Below are 26,222 nucleotides of genomic sequence, written 5' to 3' on the forward strand. Positions count from 1 at the left end.
GGCGGCTCCAGTGGAGCCGCCCCGCGCCTCGTCATGTGTACGCAGGCCGCAGACCTCCGGGACCGCGGAACGTGGCGCGGTAGGCACTCGGTGAAATGCCCAACGCCGCGTGGAAGTGCTGACGCAAGTTGGCCGCCGTACCGAGTCCTGCCTGCGCGGCGACTTGGTCAACGGGCAAATCCGATTCCTCCAGCAACTCTCTAGCGCGTTCGAGGCGCTGCTGGATCAGCCAGTTCATCGGCGTCATGCCGACCTCGTCGCGGAAACGTCGGTTGAAGTTCCGCACGCTCATCGCTTCCCTGGCTGCCAGCTGCCCCAGAGTGATGGGCTCTTTCAGGCGCTGCAGCGCCCACTCGCGGGCGGCCGATGTGGCGGGCGCCGAAAGAGCGGGCACGGGGCGGCGGATGTACTGGACTTGGCCGCCCTCACGGTGCGGCGGTACGACGGTGCGGCGGGCGACGTCATTGGCGACGGCCGTTCCATGGTCACGCCGGATTAGGTGCAGGCACAGGTCGATTCCGGAGGCGCAGCCCGCCGAAGTCAGCACGTTCCCTGCGTCGGTGTAGAGCACATCCGGGTCCAGGTCGACCTGCGGGAACAACCTGGAGAACAGGTCGGTGTAGCGCCAGTGCGTCGTCGCGGTGTGCCCGTCGAGCAGCCCGGCGGAGGCGAGTACGAAAGCACCGGTGCAGATCGAAGCCATCCGGGTGCCAGGGGGGATGCGGGCGAAAGCCTCGGCGAGTGGGGCCGGAAGCTCCGGGGTGTCCTGCACGTAGTCCTCGTACGACGACAGAACGATCACGGTGTCCGCCTCGGCCAGCGCCTCGGGGCCGTGCGGGACACAGACGGTGAAGTCACCGTCCGTACGCACATCGCCGGCCCGCAACGTGCAGGTGGCGACCTCGTACAGCCGCTCTCCGTCCGCCGACGCGCCCTCTTTGGCCTGTCCGAACAGCTGGTGCACGATGCCAAGCTCAATGGGGAGCAAGACCTGGCGGGCAAGGACGGCGACGTGGTGCCGTCCGGAGTGAGAGAAGACAGGCATGGCCGTATCCTTGCGCACATGGGCCATCTAGACCCTCGTTTTGGTGAGACTCTCCCACCAGGCTTGAGGCATGGCTCAGCTGACACAGACCTCACCGAGCACCACACAGCGCGCCCCGGGGCCCCGCTTCCACCGAGCCTGGGCGATCGCCGTCGTCTCGGGCGCGGCCATTGTCACGGCTGGCGCCTTCACCACCGTCCCCGGCCTGCTGGTGACGCCGTTGCATGAGAATTACTCCTGGGACCGCGGCCAGATCGCCCTGGCTGCTTCGGTGAACATGGTGCTCTTCGGTCTCACCGCCCCCTTCGCGGCGGCTCTGATGGACCGGGTCGGAATCCGCCGCGTGGTCGTAGGCGCGCTGCTGCTCATCACCACGGGAGCACTGCTCACCAGCGTCATGACACAGCCCTGGCAGCTGGTCGCGTACTGGGGCGTACTGATCGGTCTCGGCAGCGGCTGCCTGACCATGACCTTCGCCGCCAGCGTTACCGGCAGCTGGTTCGACAAGCGCCGCGGACTGGTCACCGGCGCGCTCAGCTCCTCCAGCCACCTGGGCCAGCTGCTCTTCCTGCCGCTGCTCGCGTGGGCCGTCGACCGCTTCGGCTGGCAGCCGCCGGTGGTGACGCTGGCCTTCGTGGCGCTGGCGGTGGCCGCCCTGGTGTTCCTGCTGCTGCGCGACCACCCGGCCGACGCGGGCGTGAAACCTTACGGGGCAACGGAGTTCGTGGCCAAGCCCGCGCCCGCGTCCGGAGCGGCCCGGCGCACGGTGAGGGTGCTCTTCAGCGCCGCGCGCACCGGCCCGTTCTGGCTGCTGGCCGGCATGTTCATCATCTGCGGCGCCTCCACCAACGGCATCATGTGGAGCAACTGGGCTCCCGCCGCCCACGACCATGGCATGCAGGTCACGGCCGCGGCCTCGATGTTGTCACTGATCGGCATCTTCTCCGCCCTGGGTGCGGTCTTCTCCGGCTGGCTCACCGACCGCTTCGACCCTCGCCGCCTACTGACCGCCTACTTCGCGATCCGCGCGCTCACACTGCTCGTGCTGCCGATGGTGTTGTCCTCCACGGTCACGCCCTCAATGATCGTCTTCGTGGTTGTCTACGGCCTCGTCGATGTCGCGACCGTCCCACCGGTCATCGCACTCACCAGTCGCGTCTACGGCGAGGACGGCCCCATCGTCTTCGGCTGGACGAACTCTGCCCACCAACTGGGCGCGGGAGCCTCGGCCTTCCTCGGTGCCACCGCCCGCGACTTGTTCGGCACGTACGACGTGGTGTGGACCACGCTGAGCGCGGTCTGCCTCGTCGCGGCCCTGATGGCCTTGGTCGTACGCGTCCCGCGTACCGCCTAATACGTGCCGACGCACTGTCCCCGAAGCCACAGGAGAGTTCCGCCATGACGCAGATCCTCACCGGCTCCACGGCCGTCCCGACTCCACAGACTTCTCAGCCGCCGAAGAAGCCGCTGTGCACCTACTGCGGAGCCGATGGACATGAGGACTTCCGGGTCCTTTCCCGGCACCGCACCTCGGTCGGCACCACGGTCTGGCTGCGCTGCTCCTGCGGTGCGCTCCAGGTCCGCGTCGTGTCCGGCGCGGGGGCCCAGATCGTCGCTCGTGGACGCCGTGCTCAGGTGTAGGACCGGGGCAGATGTCCGCGCTGCGCGGCAAGCACCCCGGCCTGGAAGCGGCTGCGCGCGTCCAGCCGGGCCATGACCTCGGCGGCGGTGCGCCGGGCCGTACGCGGCGAGACGCCGAGCCGCTTGCCGACAGCCTGGTCGGTGTGGCCCTGGGAGAGCAGCCGCAACGCCTCCGCCTGCTGCGGCGTGAACCCCGTAGTGTCCCTGCGCTGTGGTGCTCCGAGGGGGTCGGCTCGTCGCCAGGTTTCGTCGAAGAGCGCGCACAACGTCTCGACCAACCCGCGGGTCCGCAGGACGACGGCACCCGCTCCGGTGTGTTCACTGTCCACCGCGACGAGGGCCACTCTCCGGTCGCAGATGATCATGCGGTTGGGGAGGGCCGACGTGGTCCGTACCTCTCCGCCGTGCAGAGTGAGCCACTCGGCGTGGGCCACGCTGGCACGGTCGCGTCGCAGACTTTCGAGATAGACGGTGCGCATCCGTACCCCGCGCTCGAGGAGCCGTCGGTTCAGCGGACGAGAAGCGCGCATGTTCGCGCCGGTCTGCGCGCCTCCGGGCGCGAAGGCCAGCATCTCCTCACCGACCTCGGAGTTGAGGATCTCCAGGAAATCCCGGATGCTGTCGAGCCCGTCGAGGAATTCCACACCGCCCTGCGGCACGCTGCCCCCGGGTGGCGGAAACTCACCGAGCAGCCGTGCTGCCGCAGCCCGACCCTCCCGTAGCCGCTGCTGACGCGCGCCCAGCTCAGCCTCCTGCCGGGAGAGAAGGATTTCCATGCCCAGGTGTGGGCTGACGGCATGCAGCTGATGCGGGGGCTCGGCGGCCGGGCGTACGAATCCCAGTACCCGCAAGCGCTCCAAGGCCACGCTCAGCGCCCGGTCAGACAGCCCCAGGCTGTCGGCCAGCCCTTGCTGACTCTCCCCGGAAAGCGCCAGGAGCCGCCGGTAGACGGCTTCGCACGCTGTGTCCATGCCGAGGACATTCAGGGAGTTACTTCCGCTGTTCATGGCCGTTCATCCCTCCGAACGGATGTCGGTGACGAGGTCGGCCCGTGCCTGGCGGACCCGCTCCCTCGTGATTTCCGGCGAGTCGCCTTCCACCACCACGTATGCGCGCCGCGAGCGGGGATCTGTGGCGGGCGGGATCCAGTCGTGGACGGTGTACGGGAAGCGCGCACCGCGCACCCAGGGGGTGACGGCGATGTCCTCCGTCCCCGCATAGGTCAGCAGCCGACCTTCAGGCAGCGGGAAGAAACCGATCTCGGCGTACTGGTGCGCGGGCCGCAACCGCGGAGCTTCACCAAGGAGCGCGTCGAAGAGCGCTGCCTCACAGTCGAACCCGGTAGCGACTTGCATCAGCAGCGGGATGCGATCGGGGCTTAGCCGAGGCTGGCAGCACACCACCCGCGGCCCGTCAGCGGTGAGCGCTACCTCGGTGTGAGCCGGCCCGAAGCGGTAGCCGCTCGCCCGCAGCAACCCGCAGACCAACTGTTCGACCGTCTCCCGCTCCAGGTTCAACAGCGGTGCGGGGAATAGATACCCCGTCACCGCGAAGTCCGGTGGACCACTGGTGCGCTGAGTAGCCATGCCCACGACATGGTGACAGCCGCCCACAGTAAACGTCTGCACAGTCAGCCGAGGTGCCTCCACTGATGGCTCATCGGCTTTCCGGAGCCGCCTGAGCGCCTCGGGTGGATTCGGAGACAGCCCAAGATGCCACGCTTCCTCGACGACCGGCAGCACGGATGGCCCGCTGCCACAGTGCAGCACGGTCCCGAGGTTGTGCTGATGTGAGATCTGGGTCACCAGCTGTCGCAGTCTCGCCTCGTCCGCGAAACTGGTGTGAAGCAGTTCCTCAGAAGCATCCGCGACCTGCGACAGGAAGTCGGCCTCAGGGATCTGGGGGTCCCACAAAGACCAGACGCGAAAGCCCGCCTCGGCCGCCTTCCTGGCGAGTTGGTGATAAGGCATCACCAATAGCAGTCTGTTCTTCGAACTTTTCGAGCGGGGTGCAGACATGGCCCACACTATGCGCCGCCGCCTTCCCGGCGGCTTCCTCTCCTGTTCCCTCAGGTACCCGCAAGACAGCTGACTCCCCGCAACCAGTGAAGAAGGGGGCGCCAAATGCGGCGGCGCGGCACCTGCATTTCAAGATTAACTAATCTGTCTATCTCCGACTTCCGAGCCGTCTGCGCCGGGCCCGCAGCTGGCAGCTGGCAGCTCCAGCGCAGCATCACCGACCTTCCCGACGCTCTCCGGGAATTTCCCGCCGCTCCCCTACGTGCGCTCCGGCCGCCGTGTCCGCAGCGGTCGGGTCGAGCTTGGCGAGCTCAGTGTCGACCTCGACGTTGCTCGTGCCGTGGTCGTTGACGTTCTCGCTGTGCGCTGGGGAGATGTGAGCGAGCAGTTCATCGTCGACCGCACGGCCCTCGGAGCGCATCTGGGTGATGGCCAGACCGTATTACTCGCTCGTCCAGGTCACCACCGAATTGGTCAGCACCGTCAGGCACCCATGCCTGCTCGGTCTGCCCTGCCAGGAACCGCTCGCTGACCAGAGTTTCGCCGTGGCTGCGTCCAGCTCGGTGACCTCGCGGTATGGCCATCAGCGAGGCCGTCGGCTCGTGCTCCTGGCGGCGCCGATCGACCGGCCCGGCCGGGTCGGCGGCCGGTGCCGGGATCTCTCCCTTCTCGATGGTGCGGCGGCGGGCGTTGGCCACGTGGGTGAAGGCGGCGAGCCGTTCCAGGTTCTCCGGTGTCCGCAGCCACGTCGCCGGGTCGGTCGTCCGGCCCTCCAGGTACTCCTGCGGCATCGCGGCCTGCTGGTGGGCGTGGATGGCGGCGGCCCGCTGCGCCGGGATGAGCGCGGCGTCCCGGTCCGGGTGATCGACGGAGTGCGGCGCGTCTGACGGCTGGTCGCGGTGTTGATCGTCGGCCTGCGCCGCGTCTGATGCGGTCACAGCCGGGGCGTCGTCCTGTGCGGCGTGTGCGGGCCGTGCGGCACGGATCGCGTTCCGCACGGCGAGGCTGGCGACCCTGGCCCGCTCGTACCGGCTCGACTCGCGCGGCGGCTCGCCGTCGGCGCCGACGATCCACCATCTGTCAGGCTCGGCGAAGTCGGCTTTGTAGAAGACCTGGTCGGCGGCCGGGGTTCGGCGGCCGGGCTGGGGAACGGTGGACTGGCGGGAGTAGTCGGACAGGGTGCGAGTGGCGATGTAGTCGTCCAGGCCGCGCGTGAACTCCTGCCCGCGCAGGGTCTCCAGCAGATGTCGGCGGGCTTCGGCCAGGACGTGGCGGCGGGCGAACTTGCCTCGGACGGTGGAGATGACCGCGGCGACATCGACGGCGGCCAGGACGGCGTCCACGTGCGGATCCACCCGGGCCCGGATCGCCGCACCCGCTGTGCGACAGCGCTGAAGGAGCCCGTGGACCATCTGCTTGCCGAACTTCAGCAGCGCGGACGCCCGCCACCATGCGATCAGCTGCTTCAACGGGCGCGGGGTCTTCTGCTCAGGGCGGGTGTCCTGCGCTGCCCACCAGCCCAGGCCATGGCGAGCGTGCTCGCCGGGCAGCCGCCCGTGTTTCTGTGCGTACTTGTAGGTGAGGCCCTCCAGGACGTCCTCGATGCGCTGACGGCGGGTGGAGGACCAGTCGATGAGCTCGGAGTCGCAACCGGCTATCTCCATCACCGGGCGCAGGCCCGGCGTCACCTCCCGGAGCACCGTCGCCAGTCCCAGCTCCTCACACACCTCGGTCGTCATCGTGAGGGTGTAGAGCGTCCCGGCCGCCACCACCTTCCGGTAGAGCCGGGTCGTGTCCAGCGCGCCCCACACCGGCTCGCCGTCGTCGCCCCTGCGCTGCACACGGTTGGCAACGAGGCAGGGGTCGTGCAGGAGCGGGAAGTACCGCCACTTAGCCTGGGGTGACGGCGTGAAGCCGCAGATCACGTCGACGGTGACAGCGACGGAGTCCACGCTGACAGCCTGGACGGCAGGGCGGGACACGGCCCGCCCTGCCGACGTGATGCTTCATCAGCACACGCGTATAGCCGCCTGTGCCGGTGCAGAAGAGGGTCAGGCGCCGCGTTTCCTGGCCGCCGGCTTCGTAGCTGGGGCCTTCCTCGTCGTCTTCTTGGCGGCTGTCTTCTTCGCGGTCTTCTTCGGCTTCATCTCGTGCACGGTCGCCTCCCGCCGCCCTCGCCGCGGCTCTCCTGCGCGCGCTGTACGGACTGCTCCAGGGCGGCCATGAGATGGATCTGTTGCCCACCGGTGCGCCGCCGGGTGTCGCCGCACGTGCCGAAGCCCTGGCCGATGCCGCGTGCGAGCTGCACGACGCCGCCAGCACCCCGCCGGGCAACTGGAGTTTGGACGCCGTCGAGGACGCGGTCCAGTCAATGGAGACGACCGCGTTCACCCTGGCGGCCGCGCACCCCGATGCCGCCGCGGCCCTGTTCGCCATCGGGCAGCAGCCGGCCCAGTTCCGCGAGCGCCTCGGCCTTCCGCCCGGCGAACAGCAGCCGCCGACCCCAACGAGGACGAACACCAGGAGCAGCTCGTCGCGCCACCGGCCCCGCTCCGGCGCCGGCGCGAGCGGCGCGGCCTCGGTCCTGGGTATCAGGGTGTGCGGATTCCGCCGGGACGTACCGCGTCCGGGCGGTAGGCGAGTAGCGTCGACACCGAGCGAGGAGGAGGTCACCGTGACCGCACAGCCCGACCATCCGGCCGACCGGGCCGGTTTCCACCCGGCCATGGGCACGCTCGCCGAGCTGCGCGAAGCGCTCAGCACGTGGGGATTCCCTGGAGACCGCCAGCGGTTCGAGCAGGAGCTCGACGCCCTCAACCTCGACGACCTCACGACGGTGCGCGAGCTCACTCAGGCCTACCGCCACCGCGTCCAGCTTCGGTATGACCCGCAGGGCATGGCCGCGCTCGCCCGCACCACCGACGACGTCGAGGACGAGCTCCGCCGCAAGCTGGACGAGGCCGCCGGGTGAGCCACGCGTTCTACAGCGACGCCGCCGAGAAGATCCGGCGGGAGCTGTCCCGCAGCGAGCAGGCTGCCGTGGAGTCCGTGCGCCGCGCGCTGGAGGATGACCCCACCCCCGCGCCCGCCCGCGGCCTGCCGGACGCCAACCTGCGCAGCGAGTCCTACGTCATCGAGTTGCTGCCCGAGCAGAGTGGCGGCCGCGGGATCAGCGTGGTGTACCGGTACTCGCAGGAGCTCGACGCGTGCCTGGTTCTGTGGCTGATCGCGTTCCGTGTCCAGTCTGGGCGTGTTGCGCGGGTGCTTCTGTCTGCCTAGTTCTGACGTTGGGGGAAGGCCCGGACGACGCCCGGCTGTGCTTGTCGCAGCTGGGCGTTCTCGACTTCCAGGACTTGGTTCACTCGGGCGAAGGTGGCGAGGCGTTCCTTGAGTTCTCGGTGTTCCTGTCGCAGGGAGGCGAGCTGTTCTCGGAGTCGCTCGTTGTCCTCGGTGAGTCGTTGCGCGATCTGCGGTCGGTGGTCCTGAGAGCGGACGAGAGCATAGAAGAGGTCCTTGAGTCCGGTGTGCTTGTGCGTCAGTTTGTGGCGCTTGAGCTGGGCTTCTGTGGCTAGCGACTTGACCGTGAGCTGTCCGTCGGAGTGCAGGGGAACGCCGGCCAGGAGACGGATCACGGCGTCGATGATCGCGCGGACCTCGGCGCGTTCCTCGACATTCCCGCCGCCCGCGGCCTCGGCGGCGATCGTGAGGGCGGTGCCGATGGTCTCGGCGAGGGACGGTGGTGTGGTGTCAGGCATGGGTGCCCTCGGGGGTGCTGGTGACGCGGCTGGCCCGGTGGACTGTGATCAGGGCGTTGAGTGACTGCCGTCGCTGCTCAAGACGCCGTCTGATGGGGTGCGGGAGGAGCCCGTCGCCGATTTCGGCAGTGATCTGATCGGCCTCTGCCGCGACGAGGTCCATGTGGGCGTCGGTCCGGGAGATGTTCGGGCAGGCGCTCTGGCAGCGGCTGTGGCTCGGGGTGCGTTGGGCAGCGGCGTCGGCCTTCCCTCGCGTGGGGTTGCAGAGCGCCGTGTGAGGGTCGTAGTTGCAGGTCAGGAACGATTCCGGGTGGTCGAAGACCTGAAGGCGAGGATTGGCAATGAGCGCTTTGTGCTGCCGTTTGGTGAGGAAGCCGCCGGTGTAGGTGTTCTGGAACTCGTTGGCTGCGGCGATGTAGCGGCCGGCGGCCGGGCCGCTGACTCCTTCACCGGTGGTGAGGCGTTCGGCAGCCGCAGCGAGGGTTTCCGCGGTCGCCAGGGCCTGTTCCAGATCCAGGAGCTGGAGCATGTCTGTGGTTGATCGGCCGCCGTATCCGTCCGCGAGGGAGGCGCTGACGTGGCCGTACTGGATTCCCAGAGCGATGCGGCCGGAAGGCCGGCGGACGATGAACCACGCGATGGTGCGACGGAAGCGCCGCAGAGTGATGGCGCCTTCGGGATCGTCCGGGATGAGTTCGTGGTCGCGTTCGTGGTGCCGGGCAAGGTCGTTGGCCCAGGCGGTGAACCGGCGGATGCGGGAGATGGCCAGGGCCGGGGTGAGTGCTGAGCCGAGGTAGGAGCGGGGTTTGTAGCACTTGGACAGCGAGCGCGGGAACAGGAGTCGGCCGTCCGTCAGGTCTTCCAGGACGGTGACGGCTTGTTGAACGGGAGCGATGACTGTCCACGGGTGCTCGCGCGCGGCGCCCTGGGGGATGTGGTTCCCTCGCTGGTCGGTGACGGTCTTGAAGTGGCGCCCGGTGATGCGGTGGCGGACGGTGCCGTCGGGCCGGTGCTCGGTGGTGCAGCAGCCCCGTTCCAGTTGCAGAACCTCTTGGGGCCGGACGCCGGAGAGGTAGGCGATGACGATCAGAGCCGCGGTCATCAGGTGTTCGGTCAGGTCCTGGACTTCCTCGAAGTCGATCGTGCCTCGCCATGGGCGGCCGTCGATGTGGCCGGTGATGTCGGTGGACAGCGGGGTGCCGTCGCCGGTGGCGAGCCGGGGAAATGCCTGCATGTTGACGCCGATGCGCTGGTTGACCTGGCGCACGGACACGCCGAGCAGGCCTGCGATGTACTGGTTGTGGACGGGTAGCGGAGGTGGAGCCGAGTCCGTGCGGTGCTGGTGGGACTGCCGGATGGTCTGGATTCTGAGGTTGTTGAAGCCGGGGACCGGCTGGCCGGTCTCGTCCAGCTGCTGGAGGTAGGCGCGGATCTTGTCCTGGCCGCCGGGTTGGGCGCTGGTGGGGGTGTTGTTGAGGAAGCTGCGCATCTCCGCGCGGGCCGCCAGGATGTCGGGGGCAAGGCCGGTGACAGTGCGCAGGGCCCAGACCAGCAGCGGTGACATGACAGACGGGTGGATGGGGGCGGTGGTGTTCTCGCCGTCGCGCTGCCACTGCTTGAGCCCGTCGGCATAGGCGCCGGTTCCGCCGCCTTCCGGGTTCTCCCAGGGCGGCATGGGGATGCGGTCCTCGGGCAGCAGGAACGGCGCGAAGGCCCAGAGCCGGGTGATCGAGAACAGCTCGTGCATGATCACCGTGCGGCAGGTCCCTTGCTCCCCGCGGACAGTGGCGTACTCCGCCATGAGCTCGGGCGTGATCTCATTCAGCGAGCGGGCTGCGCGGGAACCGAGCCAGCGGGCGAAGTCGCCCCAGGATCTGAGCACCCTGGTGAGGGTGGGGATGGCCGGGCGTTCCCGGGTGTTGGATCGGGAGCCGACCAGCAGCGGTTGCGGAGTGGGGAAGTTGAGCAGGGCCCAGCCCGCCCTCATGAGGCCTGGACGCAATAGCTCGGGGACCGTCCCCCAGACGACGCTGAGAGTCGTCGTCGCCTCACCGTGGGCGAGGGCCGCCAGCTTCCAGACGGGGTCGGCGAAGCGCGGGATGTCGGCGAGAGTTGCTCCGGGCCGGACCCTGTCCAGGGCGAAGACGGGAGTGTCCGGCATGGGGTTGACGAGCGCGATGTCGGGCTGATGGAGCGGATGGGTCACGGGTCGAGGCGCCTTTCCAGCATGCGGTCGATCAGGGTGCGGTCGTCGTCCGTCAGCTCCGCCAGGAACTGGCGGCGGCTGTGCTCGGTGGTGTGGTCCTCGACCAGCGCGGAGACGCGGGCGAAGTGCTCTGCCCAGTCCGCGGCCCAGACCTCCCGCGTGACCGTGGTGCGGACCGCGCCGAGGGCTTGGTGCAGATAGGCGATGCGGGGCAGGTGGCGGCCGGTGGCCACCGCGTTGGGGCAGGCGAAACACATCAGGAACGACACCGCGCAGGGCCCGGACGCGGTGAACGGGCTGTGTTCGAAGTCGGTGCAGGCGCCGACGGGGGTGTCGAGTCCTCCGCCGATGACGTCGAGAGCCGTGGCAGGCGTCAGGCCGGAGGCGGCGGCCACGGCTTCCGCGCTCTCACCGCTCGATGGGGGTGTCACGACGCGCATCCTGACCTGTGTGTATGCGTGCTCGACTGCCGCATGGAGTCCGGCGGCCACCACCTCGGCGGACGCCTCACGGATGTGCGGGTTGCGCATGAGGTAGACGTCGTCGTGCGTGCGCTGGGTGTTGTTGCGCGGCCGTCCGTAGAGGCCCTGCGCGGTGTTGCGCAGTACCTGCGCAGAGAGCGGACGGCCGTCGCGGGTCAGGGCCAGGCCCTGCGACCAAGTGCGGATGAAGTAGGGCAGGGTCTGCCCGTCCCAGTTGTCGGCCGGGATCAGTCCGTATTGCGACCAGGCCAGCAGCAGCCGGTCGTTCGGTGTGCCCAGGTTCTCCAGCAGGGTGCGAAGCGGCTGGGTGATGTGGAGGATGCGGCGGATGACCCGGCCCGCTGTGCCCTCGCCCAGGTCGACCAGGTTGTTGCTCGCGTGCCGGCGGCGGGCTCCGCGGCGGGGTTTGTCCGTTGCGATCCGGTGGATCACCTCGGCTCCTTCCCCGGCGTCCGCGTTCGGCGACGGACCCGGGATCCGCATCTTCTGCAGGACGGAGAGGTTCCATCCCTCGTGGCAGACCAGCAGCACGGCGGCGGCACCCATCTCCGAGCAGGTGGGGAACAGCAAGGCCGTCATCGCCGCCGCCCCGCCCGCCCGCTCGACCACCGTGCGGACCGGTTCGTGCAGGTGGCGGTGTCCGCGAGGCGAGGGCTGCCAGGGCAAGCGGCCGGTCCGGCTGAGCTCATCGAGGACGGCCGCCGTCTGTCCCTCAGAGCAGTCCGAGGTGATGTCTCCGGCCCGCCAGCGCTCAAGGAGCCGGGTGTTCTCCTCGATGCGCAGTTGCGCTCCGCGGAGGGTGCGGGCCGCCGCCGCCTTGATCGCCTCGAACTCGTCCGCTGAGTAGGTCCGGGCAGGCCCGGGCTGCGGGGCGCCGCTGCGGAAGAGGGCCAGCCTTGTCCGTGTGGCCGACGGCAGCGACTCCGTCGCCAGCAGCAGCCGCTTCAGCCGCCATCGGTAGTCGCCGGGCAGGATCCATTCGTTCCAGACAGCGGGTGTGATCTGCCCGACGTCGGTGAGGGGCGGGGTGCAGTCTGCGGCCCACCGCAGGAAGTGCCGCATCAGCTTGGCCCGGCTGTGCAAAGTCGCCGCCGCGTTCCACTCGCGCCCGGCCAACTTCCCGAAAGCCGCTGCCAGTTCACGGCGGAAGTCCTCCGGTCCTGGACACTGCCCGAAGTCGAACCGGCCCAGGTCCTCCCCGCGTGGTCCGCGTGGGTGAACGGCCAGTCCGTCAGTGGACAGGTTCGGCGGGCGCTGGTGCCGCTGGACCGGCAGCGCGGCTCTGCGGCCCCGCCCGCTCATGCCACCGCCTCGGGGACGTCGAGGACCAGGCCGGTGCGTTCGGCGATCAGCGCCAGCATCTCAGCGGTCTCGCTGTCGTCCTGGCCCAGGAGCAGGCTTTCGAGTTGCAGCCCGCGGACGGGCTCCAGGTAAATCGCCCGCGTGGTCTCCTCCGACCGGTGGCCAAGGAGGTCCTTGACCATCGACCAGACACCGCCGTAGATCTCCTCGTAGTGACGCCGCTGGTCCGGGCTGAGCCCCATCCGGCGGTCCATCGCGTAGTGCAGCGACACCAGCATGCGCAGCGCGAACGAGTGGCGGGCCATGTGCGGCGTGGCGAACAGCTCCAGGCCCAGCGCCTCGCACCGGCGGTTGGCGCGGGCGAACAGGTTGCTCCAGCCCCGGTAGCGGCGGGGCATTCCGGACTCGGTCAGCCACAACATCGCGGGCTCCAGGCCCTGCGGGCCCCGGACGAACAGCCGCAGTCGCTGCCGGTCGTCGAGTTCGTTCAGCCCGACCCGTCCCGTGCGGCCGCCTGGGTCGCTCCAGCGGACTTCACCCCGCCGGGTGACCTCCTCGGCGACCCGAATCCCGTCCAGCCGCTCGTAGGCGCCCGCCTTCTGAGCCTGGCTCACTGCCAGAGCCCGCGTGGTCAGCCGGTAGTCACTCACCGCCCGCAGGCCAGCGTGGCTGACGTAGAAGTAGCGGCCGGCACGTTTGGCCGCAGCAGCCGCCAGACGTGCCGCGTAGAACCGCTGGTCGCCGAGCGAGGGCAACTCGGACTCCAGCAGTGTCCCCGCCTCCCGGCGTCGCAGGCCGCTGCCGTAGAGCAGGTCGGCGAACGCCGCGTCCCGTCCGTCGTTGCGGCCCCGCCAGGCCGGATCTTCGGTCCCGTCCGGCTGCATTCCCCGCAGGCCGACGTCCCTCCACAGCTTCCAGGCCCGCGGCGTCAGCCACTTCACATCCGATGTCCGCACGTCCGCCGGGGCCAGCTCCGGGATCTCCGCCATCGCGCCGTCCCGCGTACGGACCGAGCGCAGACGCACCGGGTTCACCGCGACGTATCGCCGTGCCGTCGCCCAGTCGTAGAGCATCCGCAGGGCCGCGAGCTCCCGCCCCCACTTCGCGCCGCCGATCGGGGCATCGTTGTCCTCGGCTCGAAGCCGCCAGTCCTCCCAGTCCTCCAGGTCCTCCGCCGTCGCGTGGTCCCAGGTCAGGCCCGACCGCCACAGAAACGTGAAGAACAAGCGGTAGTCCAGCGCGTACGACTCCTGCGTACCCGGCGCCTTCCCCACGAACGGCGGGCGACGGAAGAACTCACTCAGCCGGGCATCAACACGGCCCTCGGGAGACACCAGGATCGGCTGCCGCTGCCGGATCCCCAACCGACGCTCACGGTCTTCCAGATCACCAGCACCGACCATCGAAAGATCCGCGGGCCTGCCGCCTCTGTCCGTCCAGAACAGCTGCCACTCATCGACCACAAAGACGCTCCATAATCACAACACGACCTGCTGTAACACGCGGAACGTACACGGAAGTGACCGGGCCGTAGACCATCGTCGTCCCGTCGACACCGACGAGCCCGCCACCACGGTGGCGGGCTCTCGTGCGTGCATGGCCGTCTTGGTCGCAGCCCGCACCGTCCCAGGTGGCGCTTCAGCTGCGGGCAGGCCCGGCCGACCCGGTCGATCCAGCGCGTGCAGTAGATGGTGGCTGTGCAGGCGATGACCGCGGTGGCGGTCTTGACACCGTCCAGGTGCTGCCCGGTGAACCGCTGAAAGGTCTCTCCGTCAGTGGTGACCTTCTTGCAAGCATGCAGATGCTCGACGAGGCCGCCGTCGAGAGGGGTGTCAACGATGATTCTCGCGAGCACCTCGTACGAGCAGGTGTGGCCGGGCGGCCCCTCGGCTGCCCGGCCACACCTGCGGATGCTCAGACGCGACTCAGGAGGCGTTCCACTGCCAGAAAGCGGACTTGGTCTTGGGCCCGAATTTACCGTCCTCGGCAAGCCCGTAGCCGCCCCAGTAGTTCAGGTGCTTCTGCAGCCCCTTGATGGTCTTGGGCCCGACGACCCCGTCGACGTCGGCGCCCCGGAACCCGAACTCCCGCTGCGCGGCCTTCCAGCTGTTGGTGCCCAGCTTCCCGTCGATCTCCCCCGGGTTCTGGCCCAGGCGCTTCAGCCAGCGCTGCCAGTTCTGGGCCCGCTCCTTGTCCAGACCGAGGTTGTTGTACTGGGCCGAGACGTCCTGGGTGACCACGGCGGGCTTGGCGTCCGACGCGGGCGCCGCGGAACTGACGCTCGCTCCCGCGAGGCCCCCGGCGGCGAGCCCGACGACGGCGGTTGCGCTGATGAGTGCCCTTGTCAAAGCAGGTCGCATAGCTCTCTCTTTCCTGTCAGTGGTCGGCATCGTGCAGCCGGAGCTCGTGCCAATGAGACCTGTTGCCCCCGTGACACCTGATCTGGGCAGATCACCCGCGTCGTCGTGCTACGGGCGGGTTCGCCCCGGTGTGGTCAGTAACGTAGGACGCTCGCAGCCGAGGAGCGTCAACCCGGCGATGGAGGGTGGTCTCAACTCTCGCGGTACAGCCGAAAGCCGCTGCAACCCTTGGTGTACCGCACCAGTTGGACATCAAGCGCTGCCGTGCCAGATGCCACACAGGCCTCGTCCTGGCAGGAGACCCCGGGCGTCCCTCTCAGTGCCACCGTCGCAAATGCCTCCTCCCAGTCCGTGGTGGAGACGGCGCCGCCCTGCGCCCTCCCTCTGCGAAGCGGGGACGAACCGTCCGTGCCCACGGAGGCCGTGTCGGGCCGCACCCACGTCCAGGACGAGCCCGGGCGCAAGCTGGAAGAGGCCGCCGGGTGAGCCAGGCGTTCTACAGCGACGCCGAGAAGATCCGACGGGAGCTGTCCCGCAGCGAGCAGGCCGCCGTCGAGTCCGTGCGCCGCGCGCTGGAGGACGGCCCCACCCCCGCGCCCGCCCGCGGCCTGCCGGACGCCAACCCGCACAGCAAGTCCTACGTCACCGAGTTGCTGCCCGTGCACCGGCTTCTTGCCCGCGTCTGAGATCCGGTCGCGCAGCACTATCTCCACCACGATCAGCGAGTGCATGACCGCCACGGTGGAGAACTCGTAGCAGTAGTACGACTGGCGCAGCAGCGGGCCGTGCGCACTACCGTCGCCGCGGCCTCGAGAACGCCGTCGGGCACGACTAGGTCCTCAACGAGGTCATGCATGTCGCGTAGCTGTCGACGAAGAGGTGGGCTCGCTCATCCGGGACTGGGAACGGCATCCGCTGCGTGGTCATCCCGGCAGCCTCGCGGCCGGGCTCCCCAGGCCGCAGCAGCATTTCCCCGTCCGTTGCGCTGTGTGCTGGGAAGGGGACTTCTCCCCTGTCGGAATGGGCTGTATGTCGCACGTAGCGAACGTGGTCACGGGAAGCCGCTGCCAGGCAGCTTGAGCACCGCCGGGCTGACGTCGCGTTACGCATCGAGCGGTCCTGTCAGGGAGCTGTTTCGGGGCGCCTTGCTGATGTGATGTCAACTATGCGACGCGCCCACAGCGTTCTTTGCCACACCGGCAATGGTTAGTAAGGTACCCGCATGAGCGCCCCATACGCCCCAGACGACCGGGAAAAGGTAGTCGCCAAGCTTCCTGCTGCTTTGCGTCAGGAACTCAAGATCCGCGCGGCCGAGTTGGGCGTGGATATCAAGGACGCGGTGACCGAAGGCATTCATGCCTGGCGCACCGGCTCGTCCCCGCACCCACAAGTCGACACCTCGGGCGGCACCTCCTTCTCCACCTACGTGCCGACCGGCCTCTACGGGCACTTCAAGGCCGACTGCAAGTCCCGAAACCTCCCCTTCAATCAAGGCCTCGCCCAGGCAATCCGCCTCTGGATCGACAGCCACCCGTCGCCCGCATCCGGCCGTGTGCCCCGACCCACCGGAGCCCGCCGGATCGTTTTCGGCAACCAGAAGGGCGGCGTGGGTAAAACCGCCACGTCGGCCGGCACGGCGCAAGCTCTCGCTGAGGCAGGCCACCGGGTCCTTCTGATCGACTTCGATCCGCAGGGCCACATGACACGTCAGCTCGGATACGACATGTTCGAGATCGACAGCCCGAGCCTGGCCAAGTACATGCTGGGGGAGGCCAAAGGACAGGTCCGCGAGCTCCTCGTCCCGATAGAGGACGGCGTCTTCGGCGGCCGGCTGTTCCTGCTGCCCGCGTGCAAGGATGCGTTCCTGCTGGATGCCAAGCTTGCCACCAGCCGCAACATCCGCATCAAGGAGACAGCGCTGGAGAAGGCCCTGGAGCCGCTGGAGAAGGAGTTCGACTACATCGTCGTCGACTGTCCTCCGAGTCTGGGCTTTTCCATGGATACCGCGCTCTACTACGGGCGCACCCGCGACGGAGAGGACAAGGACTCCTCTGGCGTAGTCATCCCGGTGCTCGCAGAGGACTCTTCCGCCGACGCCTACGACATGCTCTTCGACCAGATTCAGGATCTGTCCGAGGACATGGAAGTCGAGATCACCAAGCTTGGATTTGTGGTCAACATGTACGACAGCCGCAAGGGATACATCGCCACCTCCTCCCTCGACAGCTGGAAGCAGATCGGTGATCCGCCCGTCATCGCCGTTATGCCCGAACGCAAGGAACAGCGCGAGGCGGTGCGGCTCAAGCAGCCTCTGCTGGCCTACGATCCGGACTGTGAGCAGGCCGAACTCATGCGCACCATCGCCCGAGGGATCAGCCGATGAGCGTCGCGGACAAGCTCGGCACAGGATCATCGTTCGGCAATGTGCCCCGCGGACGCAGCGCCCGAGGCCGGGCCAAGGCCGTGGCCCAGGGCGACGTGCCCGCCTACGAACTCGTGCGACTGCACTTGGACGAGGTCTCCCCCACCCCCCTCAACCCGCGCCGCAACTTCGGATCGGATGAGGACAAGGCCCATTTCGGTGAAGAGCTCCGCCTGGCACAGCTCTCTGCCTGCGTAGCGGTCACCCGGGATGCCTATCTCGCGCTGTGGCCCGACCACGCCTCCCGTATCGGTACGGCGCAGCACGTTCTGGTCAACGGTGAGCGCCGGTATCGCAGCGCGGTGCATGTGGGCCTGGAAGCGCTGGACTTCGTCGTGCGCGACGATCTGGCGTCCTCCCGGGAGGAGTTCGTAAACCATCTCCTGAAGGAGAACCTGGAGCGCGAGGACTTCGACGTCATAGAGCGTGCCCGTGGCGTCCAGGAGCTCGTGAGCACCTGCGCGGAGCAGTCCGAGAAGGGGGCCCGCGCGCGTGCTGCCGCGCGTCTCGGGAAGGACCGCTCCTGGATCACGAACCAGCTGGCGTTGCTGGAACTCCCTTCAGAGATTCAGGTCATGCTCAGCTCGGGCGATATGGCGGAGCGCGATGGGCGTACGCTCGCCCGCCACAGCAAGGAACATCCAGGTCTGGAAGCTGCCGACCTCATCGCCCACCTCAAAGCCGTGAAAGAGGCCGAGGCTCAAGAGAAGGCCGAGCAGAAGGCCATACTCCAGGCGGCGAAAGAAGCGCGCGCCAGCGGTGGGCCGGACCTCCCCGTGTTGTCCGCGGACAACACCACAGCCAAGCCCAGGGACTCGTCCGCAGGGAAGGCTGGTGGGGAGGAGGTGTCGAAGCCAACGTTGTCCACGGACAACACGTCTGCTCCTTCCTCGGGCAAGCCGAGGTCCGATGCCCCCCGGGACGAAGTTGCGGCCACTGTCGCTCGCGTGTTGTCCACGGACAACACGCAAGTTCTCCCCGGCGAGCCCGACGGTCTAGCCTCGGTTGTGTTGTCCGCGGACAACACAACCGAGACGCTTCCTCACCAGTCACGCACTGAGACGGTGAGGGACCTGCCGTGGGGTAACCCATTGTGGTTCGATCGGCAGCTGCGAAAGCACATGTCTGCTGAGAACCGCGCCAAGCTGGTGTGGCTGCTGCAAGCGCAGGATGACTAGCCTGGAGCCTCTTGTTGTCCGCGGACAACAAAGAACGCATGAAGGCCCGGCCTCTCGCAAGTAAGTGGAGGCCGGGCCTTCATGTTCCGCGCATTCGCCTCAGCTCTCTTCTGGCAGGCCCTGGCCCGCCTCCCCGAACTGCAGCGGACGGTGCTCGTGCTCCGCTACTACAAGGGGCACACCGACCCCGAGATCGCAGACATCCTCAACATCAGAATGGGCACGGTGAAGTCCAGCATCTGGCGCTCCCTGCGCCGGCTGCGCGAGGACAAGGTCCTCAGCTTCGGCCGTGACCAGGAAGAGTCCTAGCTGTCGCTCGCCAGCGTCCTGGGGCCGGTGCTGGGCAGCGTGCTCACCGAGGCCGACCTGTTCGGACTGGGTTGGCGGCCGATCTTCCTGATCAGTGTGCCCGTCGGGCTTGCTGTGACCATCCTCGGGCGCAAGTTCATCCCCGAGTCGACCGCGCAGAAGTCCGACCGGCTCGACCTCACCGGCCTGCTGCTGTCCGCACTGGCCATGGTCCTGATCATCTTCCCGCTCACTGAGGGCCATACCCACCACTGGCAGCTGTGGTGCTTCGCCATGCTTGCCCCGAATGCCTCGCGGTTGACCGCGCCGTCGGGCGAGCCGCCGGTGACGGAGAAGAACACAAGGGCGGTCAGCGCGTGCTCATGGTCGTCCACCGCGGCTACGGCATCCGAGCCGCCGACACCGACAGCGCCGAGGTCGAAGGATCGCCGCAGAGGAACACACCGCCTGACAGCGGGCACGCCCGCCGCTCCTGTCGGCAAACCAATGCGGACAGTCATCTGCGCGGACAGGCCTCCGGAGAACTGCGCGCTCCGGAAGAGGGACAGTGCCACGAGCGGGGAGTCGTCCTTCCTGCGCTGCTGGTGGCGCAGGGAGATGCCGAATCCGGTCCTGCTGCTCGGCTTCGGCCTCGGCATGGTCGGCGGACCGCTCGCCGACATGTCGCTCGCCAAGGTCTCGCCCGAGATTGCTGGTACAGCCTCGGGCCTGTTCAACACCGCAACCCTGTTGGCTGCCGGCCTGGAGTCCGTAGGCGGCCATCGAGGCGAGTGCGATCAGGGCTTCTGCCTGGGGCAGTCGGCGCCCGCAGCGCCCGGCGGTCTTCATCGCGACCGTCGCACCGGCCAGCTCGCCGAGAGCGAGCAGCATGAAAGCCGCGGCCGCCATCAGCGGGCTCATGCGCGGCACGCTGCGGCCGCGAGGCGGTCGGCCTGGTGGTCGCACAGCGCCTGCTGAACTACGAGGCACTGACAACCGGGGCACGCAGGACCTGCGCGAGAGTTACTCCCGTTTCATCCCGGAGGACCTCGCTGAGCACGGCCAGAACGGCGCGGCAGCGTCCGGCAACAACACGGGCAGCGATTCGTGAGTACCGTTGCACCCTCGACCTGGCAGAACTCACGCGGAAGACGTGTTGCACCATCGGCTTGCAGCGGACCCGGCCGACGACACGAGACCGGGACCGGGACATGGGCGAGTCTGCCGACGTTCGCTGATCAGGCACAGCCGCTCACGTCTCGAACCGACTCGGTCAATCTGCGCCGTGATGACGCCAGCGCTCCGCCGTTGTTCGCGAACGTGCTGCACTGGCGGCGTCCCGTACGCAGTTCCCAGGGGAGGGGCTATGGGCGAGGTCGCCACGGCCGTGTCCGACGAAGCGTTCTCCGCGCTCGCCGAGAACCTGGGCCACATCCTTGAGACCCGCGCACTGCTGTGCGTCATCGCGCCGGAGGACGTCCAGGGTGAGGCCGTGGTGGAGGCCGCTCTCAGCCGCTGCGACAGGGTTGATCCCGTCGTGGTCACGCGACTGCAGCACCGGGCCGAAAATTTCAGCAGGCCACACCCGAGAGGTCCCTCCTGGACGGATGCGGAGCTCCCTCACTCCGGCCCTATGAGGGACGTGCGTGGGGGTTCAAAGGCTCATGCCGGCGTGGCGAGCGGCGGACGCCCCCCGGAGGCGCAAGCCTTGAGCCGTGCCGGCCTCCGGGGACGGTGAGTGTCCTGTCGCAGAAGATCTGGCTTGCGGGTGAGGCTGTGACCTGCGGCGACCAAGTCGACTGAGACGCAGGGTTGCCGGAAATCTCAGTCGATCTGGTTTCGCATCCATGGATGACAGCTGGTGTCTCAGGTGATCTGGTTCGGTCTCGCAGTGGCGAACTGGTACTCCGCCTGGTCGGGATATGTGACCAGCTCGATCCGCGTGCCGGACGGACGTCCTGCTTCGTCACGAACCGTGGTTTGTTCGCCGGTCGTTGTCATCTGACGCTCAGAGGATCGGTGTCGTCTGCGCCAGGGCGATGCGCCAGTCGTCGCCCGCGCGGGTCATGACATAGGTCAACACGCCGGTCAAGGGGAGCTGGGATGAGTCCTCCGCCTCGGATCGTTCGTCATGGATCGTCTTGGTCAGGCTCACGATGGCGACGTCGGGCGTGGCGAATCGGATGTCGTTGACCTCCAATGCAGTCCGGATGTCCTTGAGCGGGGAGGAGAGGGCGTCGGCCATGGCCGAAGTGAAGGTCTCACGCCCGAAGAGGCGCCTCCCGCCGAAGTTGATGAGCACAAGGTCGGAGGTATGCAGCGCCGGCAGCGCGTCCGGGTCGGTCTGCGCCTCCTCGGTCCGCACGACGAGCTCGCGAATCCGCTTCTTGTCGATGTCGTTGGTGGGAAGAGTGGAGTTCGAGGTGTCCATGGCGAAAACCTAGAACCTCTAGTTAAGTTGAGGTCAAATCCCGATCCGCTTCGCGGGTAGTGAGGGGATCCCGATCCGCAGATGACCGCGAAACCGCGCGGCTTCGTCCGTTGTGGTCGGCCAGCGATGGGTGTCTCACGGAGCACGACGAGGGCTGGACGGCCAGGTCGATTGAGACCGAAAGCAGAGCGGACCAGATCAAGTGAGACCGGGACGAGACCATCAGAGACGGGACAGTGAGGGCAGGCCCGTCAGGGCGGGTCCCCGCTGTCCTGTCTCAACGAACCCAGTCGATCTTGAGCCGCTGAGACGACTGGGTTCGTTGAGAGGGGACACCTGCCCCGCCAAGGCCCTTCAAGATCGTTCTTGTCCAATTAGGCAAACGATCTTGAGAGGCGGCCTGCCCACACGCAGCAGCCCCTCTGTTCGGTCTGGTCGAACGTTTTGGAAACAATTGTTTCCAGCGATGGCCCTCGGGCTCGCACTCGTTGCAGAAGTCAGGCCTCCGTACCGCACGGCCAGTCCTTGATCAGACGGAAGCCTCACGCATCGGATCGGCCAGTTCGTCTCGACGCTCGGTGAAGATGCTCAAGACCGTGCTCGGCCTATTAAGAGCTCAGCCTGCCGTGTATGGGTCCCGAAACACAGAACGGCCCGTACTCCCCCGCTGCACTTCTCGGGGGGAGTACGGGCCGTTCTGTATCACTAGTGCATGTCAGGCTGCCCAGGTCGCGGGCGTGCCTTCATCAGGGTTGGGGATGCCAGCAGCGGTCACCAGCGCGGCGGAATGCCGCAGGGCGGTGATCGGTACCGCCCCGGGGTTTCGGTGACGGGACTGGCGAAGAGGCAGTGTTCCAAGCATGCAGTACTTGAGGTGAGGTCGGCATAGCCCCTGTAGTCCTCTTTTCACCCGGAGACAAGTCGCTGGTGGGAAGGCCCGTCGAGGCACGGAGCTGCTAGGCCAAGACGTCAATGCGCCCTGCACACGCTTTCAGGATGGCGCGGAGGTCATCACACGCCGGGCCATGCGCGGGGACGTGTGGGGCCCCGCTTACGGTGAGGGGGCCGTCAGACTCCGGTCAGGGTGTACGTACCCGTACCGTCCTGCCTGCCGCTGGAGTACTGGCGGATGAACTCCCCGTCCGCGTACCGGTCGTAACCCAGCATGGAGCCGGTGTACTTGTTCTGCACACCGATCCTCGAGCTGCCGGGTACGTCGCGGTAGATGTAGAACCGCTGGAGGTCGTCCTCTGCACACGCGGCCGTCGTCAGGTAGGCCCGCTCCTGGTTGGCGATGTTTGCCGGGATGACTGCGCATTGCCCGTTGCCCCAGTTCCACAGGGTCGCCTCGAGGACTCCGTTGTTCTCCACGACGTTGCATAGACGCCAGTTATCGAGGTGGGCGCTGGTGAAGTTGGATTTGCGCAGGCGGATGCCGTCGTTGGTTAGGGCCGGTGCGCTCCAGTTCAGGGGCTTGCCGGGGACGTCGATTTTGTAGGCGCCGGCCTGGCAGGTCAGGTCGGCTTGCGTGGTACGCCCGGTGGGTTTGGGCTGTTCGACAGACGTGCCGCTGGTGGGAGCCTGGCGGTGCATGAGGCTCTCTTGCGTCTGCTTCTCTGTCGGGGCCACCGCACCCGCGGGATGCTTGACCTTCGCGGCCGGTGAGCCGCAGTCGAGGAGGCCCTTTGCCTTGGCCATGATGCTGTTGGCCGGCACCGCGTCCTCACAGCGCACCGCGCCTTCCTCAAGGGTGGTGTAGGTGGTGAAGCTGCCGCTGCCGGGCCCCTCGATCCACCTCAGCGCCCAACTGCCGTCGCCCTGTTGGGTGCGGTTGCAGTTGAGGCTTCCATAGGTGCCGGTGACCTTCTTCGTGCCCTTGTAGACGCCGTAGTAGCCGGGGCGGGAGAAATTCCACGTGACCGTGTTCGACTCGCTGCTGGTGGAGGAGTAGTTTACCTGAACGTTCAGGCCCAGGCTCGCGCCGACGGTGCCGAGGGTCTCGACGGCGAAGCTGCCCTGGACGTTGCCGTTGAGGCCGACGGAGACCGAGATCGTGGTCTGGGTGCTGGTGGTGACGCTCTGGTAACCGGTGGTGCCCTGGGTGACGTACCAGCCCTTGAAGTGGGTGATCTCAGGGGTGACTTCGGTCGTCTTGACGTACGGGCGGCGTGTGCCGAGGTCGGCCGCCGTGCAGACGTCGCCGGGTTTGACCTGCGGGGCTGCAGCGGGCTTCGCCGGTGAGGCCGATGCCGGTGAGACGGCGAGGCCCACGGTGGCGACAGCGACCGAGGCCGCACAGGCCATGAGTCCTCTGCCTATGCGGCTGACGGGTCTTATGGGGCGCATCGTTGCCCTTTCCCTCTGGTCGTGTGTGTCAGGTCAAGGGGTGAACGTAGTGGCCACAGAGGGTGGGGGTGTGACCCCGCAATGAGCCAAAGGTGATCGGAAGGGCTTGTTCCGCCTCTGGCGCACACGGCTGCCGGACCGGTTCCATCCCTAACGGACCCGTACGCCACCGAATAGGGGGACCACCCTTTGATACACGTCAGACGGCTGCTCGCGACGACAGTCTCGCTCGCCCTGACCGCAGTTCTCCTGGCTCTGGGCATCTCACCGGCCGCCGCCGCACCACTATCGGCGGCCCCCGAGAGCCACGGCACCTGCACGGCCACCACCCCCGGCTCCAAACTCGCACGCCAGGGCGCGGCACGGATTTGCACCAAGGAGCGGCCCATTACCGCACGGGATCTCGCCCGTATCCGCACCAGCACCACCTCTGTCCCCAAAGTCGCCGCCGCTCCCCGGGATGACGTCGACCCCGCGGACAACCCGGATGCCAGCCCGGAGGCGCTGTGCACCTCCAAAAAACGCCAGGATGTCGTCGCCAACCGCCACGCCTACTGCATGCGGCACGCCATCGTGTACCTGCTTGAGAACCGCGCGGGGGAGACGATCGGCACCGCCGAACTCCTGGTCACGGCCCGGTCCGCAGTGGACCCCAACAGCGTGCGGTGGCAGGAGAACATCGCCGTCTTCGCAGGCAACTACGACCGTGTCTCCGCTGTGAGACTCGCTCTGTCGTCGTCGTGCACCGCGTGCATACCGGGGCCGCCCGCCTGGGGCGGCGGGGCCATCGAGCTGCGCGCGGGTGAGGAAGACCAGAGCGGACACCTCTCCTACGAGACCACTACCCGGGGCGGCGGCGAGCGCTCGCGCAGCACGATCGCCTACCAGAGCCAGACGGAGAGCCCCGACGCGGAGTACCCCGTCATCAGCTATGGGCAGTGGGCGGGCCCCGCGGTGGCCTGTGACGGTCTGGTCGGCAACACCCCCGGCTGCATCGCCACCGATAGCCTGGCCAGGGTGGTCCTCAGCAAGTCCCAGTACGGGGCCTCCGCAGTGGCCTACGAATGGGCGCAGAACAACCTGAGCGACAACAACGCCATGGGCACCGCAAAAAGGCCGCTCACGCGTGACGGTGACAAGGCGAGGGCGCAGAGCAGGAGTTACTACACCTGCAAGGCTCCCCCGAAGCCCTTCGTAGCCGACCCGACCGTCGTGAATGATGAATGTGACGAGTTCCCCTTCGCCAGGACCCGCCAGGGCGGCACGATCGGTTCCATGTGCGCGGAGATCACCCCCCGCTACGTAGGCGGCGGCGCATGGCGGGTCGACGTCGTACGCGACGAACCGGTCGCACCCTGCATCAGGGCCCATGTCCCCTCAGACCAGAACCAGAACGCGGGGCGGTCCGTAGGCCGTCAGGTTAAGTCCGAGCGCATCCTCCAAGGTGAGGCGTATCAGGTGGCCATCACCCCCTAGGCGGCAGGCCTCCCTCCCCGGGTGCCCGGGGAGGGAGCCCTTGGCCGGTGAGCGATGCCGCCGAAGCCTACGCCCATGCTCGTCTCAAGAGACTGACGCAGTCGCCGGCAACGGCAACCTCGCGGTGGAGCTGGGTGGTGCCGTGGTGGAGAGCCGCGATGGTTGTAGCCGCCGTTTCGAGCCGCTTGTCCGCGACGGCGCACTCGCCGGCCCTCGACCGCTGTGTCGTCGGCTGCGGCAACATGGTCCGCACCGACGCTCACGCCCACCAACTCCGCGCCCGGGCCGACCGCTTCACCCAGCAGGCACTCCATCAACCCCAGCCGATCGGCAGCCGTCTGCTGACCACAGCCGACCGGCTCCGCAGTCTCGCCGACGCCCATGACCGCACCCGCATCACCAGCCAGGAGCCCTGCCCATGAGCCCAGCGCACGACGAGCGCGACCGCATCCGTGCGGCCATGCAGCGCATTTTGGCCGGCCGTCCCGAACACTCCAGCGGCGCACTGACCATCGTCGCCCTCGCCATCGAGGCCCAGGTTCCCCGCAACGCCCTCACTCAGAGGCACCCCGACCTGCGCAACGAGTTCAACACGCACGTCAAGGAGCGAGGCGCAGTCCCGGACACCGAAGCCCGCCTCCGGGCGAAGATTGTCCAGCTGAAGGAAACCCTCGCGAACAAGAACGAGGAACTCGCCCGCCTGCGCGAGGACGTACCCGCGCTCGTCCGCGCGCTCAATCAGCTCACCGCCGAGAACGAAACGCTCCGGCAGCAGTTGCAGCTGCCAGCACCGAACGTCGTCCCCCTCCGGCCACAAAGACAGCCATGAGGTCAGGTCACCGCAGCGAGACGGCCCCGGGACCACGAGGCCATGACGTCCCCGGGCCGTCTCTCACCGGCCGGTTCGACCGGAGAGGCGGATGCGCCCTGGCACGGCCCGCCGGGGACCTCCGACCTCACCACCGCCCGCGTCCCTGAGCCGTCCGGGGCACCCACGAGGAGGCCGACCTCCATGCCCTGCGAACGACTTCCTCGTTCCGCAGTCACAAGCGCGGACCGAGGGGACCCTGCGCAAGGTCGCAGGACCACCGCGTCAGCCGTTAGGCCGCGTCTTCTTCGAAGTAGATCGCGTCAAACAGATCGATGGGATAGTCGCGGGGCCACGGCCCGGCTCGCATGGTCGGTCCCATACCTCCCCGGCATGGAGAGCGGCGCGAAGCAACTGCTGGCTGAATACGTCAAGCGAGCTGGCGGGGGGCGTTCGGCGCGCTC

General features: G+C 67.9%; 23 protein-coding genes and 1 pseudogene. 13 read left to right on the plus strand and 11 right to left on the minus strand.

The window, feature by feature from the left end; translation table 11 throughout:
* Positions 1-31 precede the first annotated feature (31 nt).
* The gene (locus tag ACWDVB_RS37430; RefSeq protein WP_451519738.1) at positions 32-1,045 is read right to left on the minus strand and encodes a GlxA family transcriptional regulator; all 1,014 of its coding nucleotides are present in this window, start codon (positions 1,043-1,045) and stop codon (positions 32-34) included.
* A gap of 70 nt (positions 1,046-1,115) precedes the next feature.
* Here ACWDVB_RS37430 and ACWDVB_RS37435 point away from each other — a divergent pair, with 70 nt between their 5' ends.
* Together ACWDVB_RS37435 and ACWDVB_RS37440 are read left to right on the plus strand one after the other, a co-directional pair.
* A complete protein-coding gene (locus tag ACWDVB_RS37435; protein WP_451519739.1) occupies positions 1,116-2,399 on the plus strand; it encodes an MFS transporter in 1,284 nt (427 codons plus the stop codon).
* A 44-nt stretch (positions 2,400-2,443) separates the two neighbouring features.
* A complete protein-coding gene (locus ACWDVB_RS37440) occupies positions 2,444-2,686 on the plus strand; it encodes a hypothetical protein (RefSeq protein ID WP_451519740.1) in 243 nt (80 codons plus the stop codon).
* Here ACWDVB_RS37440 and ACWDVB_RS37445 read toward each other — a convergent pair.
* From ACWDVB_RS37445 to ACWDVB_RS37455, 3 genes are all read right to left on the minus strand, one after another.
* Positions 2,677-3,693, minus strand: a complete 1,017-nt coding sequence (locus tag ACWDVB_RS37445) for a helix-turn-helix domain-containing protein (protein WP_451519741.1) — start codon at positions 3,691-3,693, stop codon at positions 2,677-2,679. The two genes, ACWDVB_RS37440 and ACWDVB_RS37445, sit on opposite strands and share 10 nt — an antisense overlap.
* A gap of 6 nt (positions 3,694-3,699) precedes the next feature.
* Entirely contained in the window at positions 3,700-4,704 is a 1,005-nt protein-coding gene (locus tag ACWDVB_RS37450) for a phosphoribosylglycinamide synthetase (RefSeq protein ID WP_451519742.1), read from the minus strand.
* Between the two features lie 389 nt (positions 4,705-5,093).
* Positions 5,094-6,656, minus strand: a complete 1,563-nt coding sequence (locus ACWDVB_RS37455) for a relaxase domain-containing protein (RefSeq protein ID WP_451519743.1) — start codon at positions 6,654-6,656, stop codon at positions 5,094-5,096.
* Between the two features lie 275 nt (positions 6,657-6,931).
* Between ACWDVB_RS37455 and ACWDVB_RS37460 the strand changes: the two genes are divergently transcribed.
* Positions 6,932-7,675: a hypothetical protein gene (locus tag ACWDVB_RS37460; RefSeq protein ID WP_451519744.1), complete on the plus strand. Its 744-nt coding sequence runs from the start codon at positions 6,932-6,934 to the stop codon at positions 7,673-7,675.
* Positions 7,672-7,983 carry a hypothetical protein gene (locus ACWDVB_RS37465; protein WP_451519745.1) on the plus strand — a complete coding sequence of 104 codons (312 nt, stop codon included), beginning with the start codon at positions 7,672-7,674 and terminating at the stop codon, positions 7,981-7,983. The genes ACWDVB_RS37460 and ACWDVB_RS37465 overlap by 4 nt, the downstream gene beginning before the upstream one ends.
* Here the strand turns inward: ACWDVB_RS37465 and ACWDVB_RS37470 are convergent.
* The 5 genes from ACWDVB_RS37470 to ACWDVB_RS37490 all read right to left on the minus strand — a co-directional run bounded on the left by ACWDVB_RS37470 (position 7,980) and on the right by ACWDVB_RS37490 (position 14,797).
* Entirely contained in the window at positions 7,980-8,459 is a 480-nt protein-coding gene (locus ACWDVB_RS37470) for a hypothetical protein (RefSeq protein ID WP_451519746.1), read from the minus strand. The genes ACWDVB_RS37465 and ACWDVB_RS37470 overlap by 4 nt on opposite strands.
* Positions 8,452-10,665 carry a hypothetical protein gene (locus tag ACWDVB_RS37475; RefSeq protein ID WP_451519747.1) on the minus strand — a complete coding sequence of 738 codons (2,214 nt, stop codon included), beginning with the start codon at positions 10,663-10,665 and terminating at the stop codon, positions 8,452-8,454. Before ACWDVB_RS37475 ends, ACWDVB_RS37470 begins: the two co-directional genes overlap by 8 nt.
* Entirely contained in the window at positions 10,662-12,449 is a 1,788-nt protein-coding gene (locus tag ACWDVB_RS37480; RefSeq protein ID WP_451519748.1) for a hypothetical protein, read from the minus strand. Before ACWDVB_RS37480 ends, ACWDVB_RS37475 begins: the two co-directional genes overlap by 4 nt.
* Positions 12,446-13,912, minus strand: coding sequence for a site-specific integrase (locus tag ACWDVB_RS37485; protein ID WP_451519749.1), 1,467 nt, complete (start codon positions 13,910-13,912; stop codon positions 12,446-12,448). The genes ACWDVB_RS37480 and ACWDVB_RS37485 overlap by 4 nt, the downstream gene beginning before the upstream one ends.
* Positions 13,913-14,374: 462 nt before the next feature.
* Positions 14,375-14,797, minus strand: coding sequence for a peptidoglycan-binding domain-containing protein (locus ACWDVB_RS37490; protein WP_451519750.1), 423 nt, complete (start codon positions 14,795-14,797; stop codon positions 14,375-14,377).
* A gap of 276 nt (positions 14,798-15,073) precedes the next feature.
* Here ACWDVB_RS37490 and ACWDVB_RS37495 point away from each other — a divergent pair, with 276 nt between their 5' ends.
* From ACWDVB_RS37495 to ACWDVB_RS37520, 6 genes and pseudogenes are all read left to right on the plus strand, one after another.
* Positions 15,074-15,295, plus strand: coding sequence for a hypothetical protein (locus ACWDVB_RS37495; RefSeq protein ID WP_451519751.1), 222 nt, complete (start codon positions 15,074-15,076; stop codon positions 15,293-15,295).
* Entirely contained in the window at positions 15,292-15,495 is a 204-nt protein-coding gene (locus tag ACWDVB_RS37500) for a hypothetical protein (protein WP_451519752.1), read from the plus strand. The genes ACWDVB_RS37495 and ACWDVB_RS37500 overlap by 4 nt, the downstream gene beginning before the upstream one ends.
* Before the next feature lie 536 nt (positions 15,496-16,031).
* Entirely contained in the window at positions 16,032-17,192 is a 1,161-nt protein-coding gene (locus ACWDVB_RS37505; protein ID WP_451519753.1) for a ParA family protein, read from the plus strand.
* Positions 17,189-18,409, plus strand: a complete 1,221-nt coding sequence (locus ACWDVB_RS37510; RefSeq protein ID WP_451612039.1) for a ParB/RepB/Spo0J family partition protein — start codon at positions 17,189-17,191, stop codon at positions 18,407-18,409. Before ACWDVB_RS37505 ends, ACWDVB_RS37510 begins: the two co-directional genes overlap by 4 nt.
* Before the next feature lie 102 nt (positions 18,410-18,511).
* Positions 18,512-18,718 (plus strand): annotated as a pseudogene (locus tag ACWDVB_RS37515) (sigma factor-like helix-turn-helix DNA-binding protein); the annotation flags it as partial.
* A gap of 27 nt (positions 18,719-18,745) precedes the next feature.
* Positions 18,746-19,675: a hypothetical protein gene (locus ACWDVB_RS37520; RefSeq protein ID WP_451519963.1), complete on the plus strand. Its 930-nt coding sequence runs from the start codon at positions 18,746-18,748 to the stop codon at positions 19,673-19,675.
* A gap of 1,030 nt (positions 19,676-20,705) precedes the next feature.
* Here ACWDVB_RS37520 and ACWDVB_RS37525 read toward each other — a convergent pair.
* On the minus strand, positions 20,706-21,128 hold the full coding sequence (locus ACWDVB_RS37525; protein WP_451519962.1) for an SgcJ/EcaC family oxidoreductase: 423 nt from the start codon (positions 21,126-21,128) through the stop codon (positions 20,706-20,708).
* A gap of 1,068 nt (positions 21,129-22,196) precedes the next feature.
* On the minus strand, positions 22,197-23,432 hold the full coding sequence (locus ACWDVB_RS37530; protein ID WP_451519961.1) for a hypothetical protein: 1,236 nt from the start codon (positions 23,430-23,432) through the stop codon (positions 22,197-22,199).
* A 231-nt stretch (positions 23,433-23,663) separates the two neighbouring features.
* Between ACWDVB_RS37530 and ACWDVB_RS37535 the strand changes: the two genes are divergently transcribed.
* From ACWDVB_RS37535 to ACWDVB_RS37545, 3 genes are all read left to right on the plus strand, one after another.
* Positions 23,664-24,950, plus strand: a complete 1,287-nt coding sequence (locus tag ACWDVB_RS37535; RefSeq protein WP_451519960.1) for a NucA/NucB deoxyribonuclease domain-containing protein — start codon at positions 23,664-23,666, stop codon at positions 24,948-24,950.
* Between the two features lie 158 nt (positions 24,951-25,108).
* Positions 25,109-25,372, plus strand: a complete 264-nt coding sequence (locus tag ACWDVB_RS37540) for a hypothetical protein (protein WP_451519959.1) — start codon at positions 25,109-25,111, stop codon at positions 25,370-25,372.
* Positions 25,369-25,779 (plus strand): hypothetical protein, encoded by a 411-nt coding sequence (locus ACWDVB_RS37545; RefSeq protein ID WP_451519958.1) that lies wholly within the window; start codon positions 25,369-25,371, stop codon positions 25,777-25,779. The genes ACWDVB_RS37540 and ACWDVB_RS37545 overlap by 4 nt, the downstream gene beginning before the upstream one ends.
* Positions 25,780-26,222 lie beyond the last annotated feature (443 nt).

Source organism: Streptomyces sp. NPDC003379, from assembly GCF_053589195.1.

What these genes read in the sequence shown, in the direction of transcription:
- ACWDVB_RS37430 (WP_451519738.1), bottom strand. Translation starts at nt 1,045, where the DNA reads ATGCCTGTCTTCTCTCACTCCGGACGGCACCACGTCGCCGTCCTTGCC.
- ACWDVB_RS37435 (WP_451519739.1), top strand. Translation starts at nt 1,116, where the DNA reads ATGGCTCAGCTGACACAGACCTCACCGAGCACCACACAGCGCGCCCCG.
- ACWDVB_RS37440 (WP_451519740.1), top strand. Translation starts at nt 2,444, where the DNA reads ATGACGCAGATCCTCACCGGCTCCACGGCCGTCCCGACTCCACAGACT.
- ACWDVB_RS37445 (WP_451519741.1), bottom strand. Translation starts at nt 3,693, where the DNA reads ATGAACAGCGGAAGTAACTCCCTGAATGTCCTCGGCATGGACACAGCG.
- ACWDVB_RS37450 (WP_451519742.1), bottom strand. Translation starts at nt 4,704, where the DNA reads ATGTCTGCACCCCGCTCGAAAAGTTCGAAGAACAGACTGCTATTGGTG.
- ACWDVB_RS37460 (WP_451519744.1), top strand. Translation starts at nt 6,932, where the DNA reads ATGGATCTGTTGCCCACCGGTGCGCCGCCGGGTGTCGCCGCACGTGCC.
- ACWDVB_RS37470 (WP_451519746.1), bottom strand. Translation starts at nt 8,459, where the DNA reads ATGCCTGACACCACACCACCGTCCCTCGCCGAGACCATCGGCACCGCC.
- ACWDVB_RS37480 (WP_451519748.1), bottom strand. Translation starts at nt 12,449, where the DNA reads ATGAGCGGGCGGGGCCGCAGAGCCGCGCTGCCGGTCCAGCGGCACCAG.
- ACWDVB_RS37505 (WP_451519753.1), top strand. Translation starts at nt 16,032, where the DNA reads ATGAGCGCCCCATACGCCCCAGACGACCGGGAAAAGGTAGTCGCCAAG.
- ACWDVB_RS37510 (WP_451612039.1), top strand. Translation starts at nt 17,189, where the DNA reads ATGAGCGTCGCGGACAAGCTCGGCACAGGATCATCGTTCGGCAATGTG.
- ACWDVB_RS37525 (WP_451519962.1), bottom strand. Translation starts at nt 21,128, where the DNA reads ATGGACACCTCGAACTCCACTCTTCCCACCAACGACATCGACAAGAAG.
- ACWDVB_RS37530 (WP_451519961.1), bottom strand. Translation starts at nt 23,432, where the DNA reads ATGGCCTGTGCGGCCTCGGTCGCTGTCGCCACCGTGGGCCTCGCCGTC.
- ACWDVB_RS37540 (WP_451519959.1), top strand. Translation starts at nt 25,109, where the DNA reads ATGGTTGTAGCCGCCGTTTCGAGCCGCTTGTCCGCGACGGCGCACTCG.
- ACWDVB_RS37545 (WP_451519958.1), top strand. Translation starts at nt 25,369, where the DNA reads ATGAGCCCAGCGCACGACGAGCGCGACCGCATCCGTGCGGCCATGCAG.